General features: G+C 65.2%; 7 protein-coding genes and 1 pseudogene. 6 read left to right on the top strand and 2 right to left on the bottom strand.

What is annotated here, in order from left to right; translation table 11 throughout:
* From L610_RS20500 to L610_RS09010, 6 genes and pseudogenes are all read left to right on the top strand, one after another.
* Nucleotides 1–193, top strand: a pseudogene (locus tag L610_RS20500) (penicillin-insensitive murein endopeptidase); the annotation flags it as partial.
* A 71-nt stretch (nucleotides 194–264) separates the two neighbouring features.
* Nucleotides 265–648, top strand: coding sequence for a methylglyoxal synthase (locus L610_RS09030; protein ID WP_024846271.1), 384 nt, complete (start codon nucleotides 265–267; stop codon nucleotides 646–648).
* Nucleotides 649–677: 29 nt separating this feature from the next.
* Nucleotides 678–1,700, top strand: a complete 1,023-nt coding sequence (locus L610_RS09025; protein WP_024846270.1) for a glucokinase — start codon at nucleotides 678–680, stop codon at nucleotides 1,698–1,700.
* 131 nt (nucleotides 1,701–1,831) lie between these two features.
* Nucleotides 1,832–3,580: an ABC transporter ATP-binding protein gene (locus tag L610_RS09020; RefSeq protein ID WP_245263619.1), complete on the top strand. Its 1,749-nt coding sequence runs from the start codon at nucleotides 1,832–1,834 to the stop codon at nucleotides 3,578–3,580.
* An 8-nt stretch (nucleotides 3,581–3,588) separates the two neighbouring features.
* On the top strand, nucleotides 3,589–4,389 hold the full coding sequence (dapB, locus tag L610_RS09015) for a 4-hydroxy-tetrahydrodipicolinate reductase (protein WP_024846268.1): 801 nt from the start codon (nucleotides 3,589–3,591) through the stop codon (nucleotides 4,387–4,389).
* Nucleotides 4,390–4,427: 38 nt separating this feature from the next.
* Nucleotides 4,428–5,048 (top strand): 2,3-bisphosphoglycerate-dependent phosphoglycerate mutase, encoded by a 621-nt coding sequence (locus L610_RS09010; protein ID WP_024846267.1) that lies wholly within the window; start codon nucleotides 4,428–4,430, stop codon nucleotides 5,046–5,048.
* A 52-nt stretch (nucleotides 5,049–5,100) separates the two neighbouring features.
* Here L610_RS09010 and L610_RS09005 read toward each other — a convergent pair whose 3' ends face one another.
* Nucleotides 5,101–5,322 (bottom strand): DUF2798 domain-containing protein, encoded by a 222-nt coding sequence (locus tag L610_RS09005; protein WP_024846266.1) that lies wholly within the window; start codon nucleotides 5,320–5,322, stop codon nucleotides 5,101–5,103.
* A gap of 279 nt (nucleotides 5,323–5,601) precedes the next feature.
* Nucleotides 5,602–6,381, bottom strand: coding sequence for a Bax inhibitor-1/YccA family protein (locus tag L610_RS09000; RefSeq protein ID WP_024846265.1), 780 nt, complete (start codon nucleotides 6,379–6,381; stop codon nucleotides 5,602–5,604).
* Between the last annotated feature and the right edge of the window lie 15 nt (nucleotides 6,382–6,396).

Here is a 6,396-nt window from a genome sequence, read left to right as displayed (position 1 = left end):
GCTGCCGAAGGCATGCCAGACGGTTCTGAAGGCTCCAGAGCCGGTGTCGGAAGCTGCCGTCACCTATAGTGGTCGCGGCGGAACGATGATCGCGCAGGGCAGCATTGCCCCGACAGCGCCGGTCGCCGCGAGTGCCTTCCTGCCGACGCCGGAGCGCCGCATTCCCGTGCCGTTCCCGCGCCCGCAGAATTGAACGCGACTTTGTTGACTTGGGCGTTCAGCGCGGACTAAACCGATTTAGTTCGCGTGATAAGGACTATCAAAGTGTCGAACCGCTTCCGCCTTGCCCTCGTCGCCCATGACGCCAAGAAGGATGACATGGTCGCGTTCTGCGCGGCGCATGCCGAATTGCTGAACGGCTGCGAGATCGTCTCGACCGGAACTACCGGCACGATGATCCTCGAGGCCAATCCGGCGCTCAGCGTGCGGCGGGTTAAGAGCGGTCCGCTCGGCGGCGACCAGCAGATCGGGGCGCTGATCGCCGAGGGCGAGATAGACGCGCTGATCTTCTTCGTCGACCCGCTGACACCGATGCCGCACGACGTCGACGTAAAGGCGCTGATGCGGCTTGCGGTCGTCTATGATATCCCGATGGCTCTCAACGTCGCGACGGCGGAACTTCTCCTCGCCGAACGCGAGCGCAGCTGATCGTCGGATATCCGGGAACGCCTCAACACATGCCCCTCACCAGCTCTGAAGCCCTGCTTCCTTTCCCGGTCTTGATCGGCGACATCGGCGGCACCAATGCGCGCTTTGCCGTGCTGACGGAGCCCGGCTGCGAGCCGCAGCACGTCCACACCATGAAGACGGCGGATTTTGCCTCGATCGACGAGGCGATTGCAGCTGCGATCCGTGAGGGCGCGCCGCAGCCCCGCTCGGCGGTGCTGGCGCTGGCAGGACCGGTGGACGGCGACGAGGTGCCGCTCACGAATTGCCATTGGGTGGTGCGGCCCCGGGAGATGATCGCCGGGCTGGGGCTGGAAGAGGTCATCCTTCTCAACGATTTCGAGGCGCAGGCGCTGGCTGTCACCGCGCTCGGCTCCGAGCATCTGGAAAAGATCGGCGGCGGCGAGCCGGAAGAGGGCGCAAGCCGCGTCGTGCTCGGCCCCGGCACCGGCCTTGGCGTTGCCGGGCTCATTCATGCGCGCGGCATCTGGATCCCGGTTCCGGGCGAGGGCGGACATGTCGACATCGGCCCGCGCAGCGCCCGCGACTTCCAGGTCTTCCCCTATGTCGAGCGCATCGAGGGCCGGATTTCGGCTGAGCAGATTCTGTGCGGGCGTGGCCTCGTGAACCTTTACCGCGCGGTGGCTGCCGCCGAAGGGCGTTCTACCACCGTGTCCGACCCCGCCTACGTTACCGGCGCGGCACTGGCGAAGGACGATCCGATCGCGGAGGAGGCGCTGGGTATCTTCGTCACCTGCCTCGGGCGGCTCGCTGGCGACCTCGCGCTGGTCTTCATGGGCAAGGGCGGTATTTACCTTACCGGCGGCATCGCCCAGAAGATCGTGCCGGCGCTGAAGACCGGCCTGTTCCGCGAAGCCTTTGAAGACAAGGCTCCGCACTCGGCGATGGTCCGGCAGATGCCGGTCTACGTCATCACGCATCCGCTCGCCGCGCTGGTGGGGCTGGCCGCCTTTGCGGGCTCGCCGGAGCGTTATGGCGTCGAGACACATGGCCGCCGCTGGCGCAAAAGCTGATTTGCCGATTGCGCCAGCGCTCGCGAGCGGGCATTAGCAAGCTCGGACGAACTGGCACTGGGATAGAAGACGAGTTGGCCTCGGACGGACAAGCACAGCCGGCGCGCGCCGCAGGTGGAGACGTTCTCCCGGTGCTTCGCCGCGTTCTTGCGGAGAACGCGCGCGAATATACCGGCCTCTACGCATTGGCGATCATCTGCCTTCTCGCAGTGGCGCTGGCAACCGCGGCGATCCCGTGGGTGATGAAGCCGATGATCGACGACGTCTTCTACAGCCAGCGCTTCGACCTGGTGCCGTGGCTGTGCGCGGCGATGGCGGGCGTGTTCATCGTGCGCGGCCTTGCCACCTACGGCCATTCGGTCGTGCTCGGCATGATCGGCAACAACCTCGTTGCCCGCTACCAGCAGCGCATCTTCGACCATTTGATGCGGCTTGGCCTCGACTTCTACACCGAGCAGCGCTCGGGCCAGCTGGCCGCGCGCGTCAACGAGAATGTGCTCGGCATTCGCGACATGCTGTCGATGACGCTGCGCGCCGTGGTCGGCGACGCGGTCATGCTGATTGCGCTGATCGTCGCGATGGTTGTGCTCGACCCGATGCTGTCGGTGATCGCCCTGCTGATCGGCCCGCCGCTGATCTATGTGGTCAACGCCGTGATGCGGCGCTTGCGCCGCGTTGCGCGGCAGGCGGTGGAGGTGAACTCCCGCCTCGTCGGCGCGATGCAGGAGGCAACCCAGGGCATCGCCGTGGTGAAGGCCTTCACCATGGAACAGCAGCTCTCGGCCAAAATGGCGGGGCTGATTTCCGAGGCGGAAGGCCGGGCGAACAAGATCGTCAAGGTTTCGGAGCGTGTGACGCCCATTACCGAAATGCTGGCGGGCTTTGCGGTTGCCGGCGTGCTGGCCTACTCGGCCTGGCGCGCGCAGGCCTATGGCACGCCGCCGGGCTCCGTGTTCGGCTTCATCACCGCGCTGCTGCTTGCCTATGATCCGGCGCGGCGCCTTGCCCGCGTGCAGGTCAATCTCGAGCGCTCGCTGGTCAATGCGCGCATGATCTATGAGCTTCTCGACCTTCCGCCGCGCCAGCGCGACCGCGCCGATGCCAGGCCCTTGCAGGTCAATGGCGGCGAGATCCGCGTCGAAAACGTTGCCTTCGGCTATGCGCCGGGCGAGCCGGTTTTGCGCGGCGTCAGCTTCGTGGCACGCGCCGGCCAGATGACAGCGATCGTTGGCGCGTCGGGTGCCGGCAAATCGACCATCGTCGCGCTGATCGAGGGCTTCCATGACCTCTCTGGCGGGCGCATTCTTATCGATGGGCAGGACATTTCCGGCGTGACGCGCGCCTCGCTGCGCTCGAGCATCGCCTATGTCTCGCAGCACCCGTACCTGTTCGAAGGCACGATCCGCGACAACATCCGCTATGGCCGCCCCGATGCGAGCGACGCCGAGGTCGAGGAAGCCGCGCGCCTTGCCTATGCCGACGAGTTCATCCGCACCCTACCGCAAGGCTACGACACGCCGGTCGGCGAGAATGGCGTGACCCTTTCGGGTGGCCAGCGCCAGCGCCTGTCGATTGCCCGCGCGATGGTGCGCAACGCCGCCATCCTGCTGCTCGACGAGGCGACCTCGGCACTCGATGCAGAGTCGGAAGCGCGGGTGCAGGCGGCGCTGGAGACGGTGATGAAGGACCGCACCACCATCGTCATCGCCCACAGGCTGTCCACGGTGGTGAAGGCGGACAATATCGTGGTGATGGAACAGGGCCGCGTGGTAGAGCAGGGCACGCATGCCGAGCTGCTGCACAGCCCCGTCGGCGTATATGCAAGGTTCCACCGGCTGCATGTCGAACATGCCGCCGCTGGCGTTGAAGAAGGTATCTGATCGTGAGCATGGGTCTTGTTGTCGTCGGCGCAGCCGGTCGCATGGGTCGTACGCTGATCCGCACGGTTGCCGAGACTGAAGGTGCAAAGCTGGTCGCAGCTGTCGAGCGCGCCGGATCGCCGTTCCTCGGCCAGGACGCGGGCGAAGTGGCTGGCGCCGGCAATCTCGGCGTGCCGATCACCGACGATCCACTCAAGGCTTTCGCCCGTGCCGACGGCGTGCTGGACTTCACCGCGCCGGCCGCGACCGTCGAGTTTGCCGGCTATGCCGCGCAGGCACGCATCGCCCACATCATCGGCACCACCGGCTGCACAGAGGCGGATGACGCCAGGATCCAGGCAGCCGCGCGCCACGCAACCATCGTCAAGTCGGGCAACATGAGCCTTGGCGTGAACCTTCTCGCCGTGCTCGTCGAGCAGGCGGCGAAGGCGCTTTCGGCAAGCGACTTCGACATCGAGGTTCTGGAAATGCACCACCGTCACAAGGTCGATGCGCCGTCGGGCACGGCGCTGCTGCTCGGCGAGGCGGCCGCGCGCGGACGCCAGATCAACCTTGCCGAAGAGAGCGTGCGCGTTCGCGACGGCCACACCGGCCCGCGCCCGGAAGGCTCGATCGGCTTTGCGACGCTGCGCGGCGGCTCGGTGGTCGGCGACCACTCGGTGATCCTTGCCGGGGCCGGCGAGCGCATCGTTCTTTCGCATCACGCCGAGGACCGGGCACTGTTCGCACGCGGCGCCGTGAAGGCTGCGCTGTGGGCCAACGGCCGCAAGCCGGGCCTCTACACCATGCGCGACGTCCTGGGGCTCTGATCCATTTTCATCCGAATTCGAACGACAGGGAGAATTGAATGTCCGGAACGCTGGTGCTTGTCCGTCATGGCCAGAGCGAGTGGAACCTGAAGAACCTGTTCACCGGCTGGCGCGATCCGGCGCTGACCGAGCAGGGTCATGCCGAGGCGAAGAAGGCCGGCCAGCTGCTGTCGGCGAAGAACATGAAGTTCGACATTGCCTTCACCTCCGAGCTGCAGCGCGCGCAGGTCACCTGCCAGCACATCCTCGACGGCGTCGGCCAGTCGGACCTCGCCACGATCCGCAACATCGCCCTCAACGAGCGCGACTACGGCGATCTCTCCGGCCTCAACAAGGACGATGCCCGCGCCAAGTGGGGCGAGGAGCAGGTCCACGTCTGGCGCCGCTCCTATGACGTTCCGCCGCCCGGGGGCGAGAGCCTGCGCGACACCGGCGCGCGCGTCTGGCCGTATTACATGCACACCATCCAGCCGCACGTGCTGCGCGGCGAGACGGTGCTGGTAGCCGCGCACGGCAATTCGCTGCGCGCGCTGATCATGGCGCTCGAGGGCCTGTCGGGCGAGGACGTGATCAAGGTCGAGCTGAACACCGGCGTGCCGATCATCTACAAGCTCAATCCGGATTCGACGGTGGCGTCGAAGGAAATTCTGGAAGGCTGATCGTCAGCTTCAGGCAGATGCGACAAGGGCGGCCGTCGAGCCGCCCTTTTTGTTAGCGCTGGCCGAGGATCAGCTTGCTGATCCGTGAAGCCACCGGCCACAGGATCGACGTGGCGACGAAGGCGATCGGCCAGGCGATGATGAACTGCGACATCCACATCGACACGGTGAACTTGTCGAGGCCAAGGGCGATGGCGGCCATGATGCCTGACATCGAGAAGGCCATGAGGCAGGTCATGACGATCTGGGTAACAATCTGGGTTTTGACGTCCATTTCAGTTCTCTCCGAAGGGACGGCGCTGGCCGGATGACCCGGCTACGATCACAGCACCGTCCCAAGTGGTTACTCAGGTTGGTGCCGTGGGTTCACTCTTCGAAGTGACTGCATCCCGCAGACGCGGGGGCTGGAATGACCACACCAGCCTCAAATCTTTTCGGCCTGGCGTGAATACCGCAATTCCAGCCGGTTTCAAGCGCGAGCGCACCGCTCGGCAAAAGAAAAGCCCCTGCGGAGGTCCGCAGGGGCTTTCCGATCGACTGTCAGGTCCGGCTGTTATTCGCGGTTGCCCAGGAACTGCAGCAGGAACATGAACATGTTGATGAAGTCGAGGTAGAGCTGCAGCGCGCCCATGATGGCCTTGCGGCCGGCAACCAGCGCGCCGTCACCGACGTAGTACATTTCCTTGATCTTCTGGGTGTCGTAGGCGGTCAGGCCAGCGAACACCAGCACGCCGATCGCCGAGATGGCGAACTGCAGCGCGGACGATGCCAGGAAGATGTTGACCAGCGATGCGATGATCAGGCCCCAGACGCCCATGATCAGGAACGAACCCATGCCCGTCAGGTCGCGCTTGGTCGTGTAGCCGAAGAGCGACAGCGCCAGGAAGGCGGTGGCGGTGATGAAGAACGTCTGGACGATCGAGGCGCTGGTGTAGACCAGGAAGACCGACGACAGCGACACGCCCATCAGGGCAGCGAAGGCCCAGAAGGTGGTCTGTGCAGCCGAAAGGCTCATCTTCTCGACGCGGAACGACAGGAAGAACACCATCGCCAGCGGAGCGAGCATCACGACCCAGCGCAGSGGCGAGCCATAGAGTGCGGCGCCGAGCGAGGTCAGCATCTTGCCGTTGCCGAGCTGAGCCACGGCAGCGGACGGGTCATTGGTGGTGGCAAGCATCACCGTGCCAAGTGCGGCAATGCCGGTAATCGCAAGGCCCAGCGCCATCAGGTTGTAGACCCTGATCATGTAGGCGCGCAGGCCCTCGTCGATACTGGCATCGGCGCGCGCACCGGCTGTCGCGACGCGAGCCTGGTAGTTGCGATATTCAGCCATGGAATCCTCTTTCCT

The organism is Aminobacter sp. J44, assembly GCF_007829415.1.
Classification (GTDB): domain Bacteria; phylum Pseudomonadota; class Alphaproteobacteria; order Rhizobiales; family Rhizobiaceae; genus Aerobium.
The sequence above is the reverse complement of the archived record's forward strand: the minus strand, read 5'-3'. Positions and strand labels throughout refer to the sequence as shown.

Coding starts and splice junctions, on each gene's coding strand:
- L610_RS09025 (WP_024846270.1), top strand. CDS start 678: ATGCCCCTCACCAGCTCTGAAGCCCTGCTTCCTTTCCCGGTCTTGATC.
- dapB (WP_024846268.1), top strand. CDS start 3,589: ATGGGTCTTGTTGTCGTCGGCGCAGCCGGTCGCATGGGTCGTACGCTG.
- L610_RS09010 (WP_024846267.1), top strand. CDS start 4,428: ATGTCCGGAACGCTGGTGCTTGTCCGTCATGGCCAGAGCGAGTGGAAC.
- L610_RS09005 (WP_024846266.1), bottom strand. CDS start 5,322: ATGGACGTCAAAACCCAGATTGTTACCCAGATCGTCATGACCTGCCTC.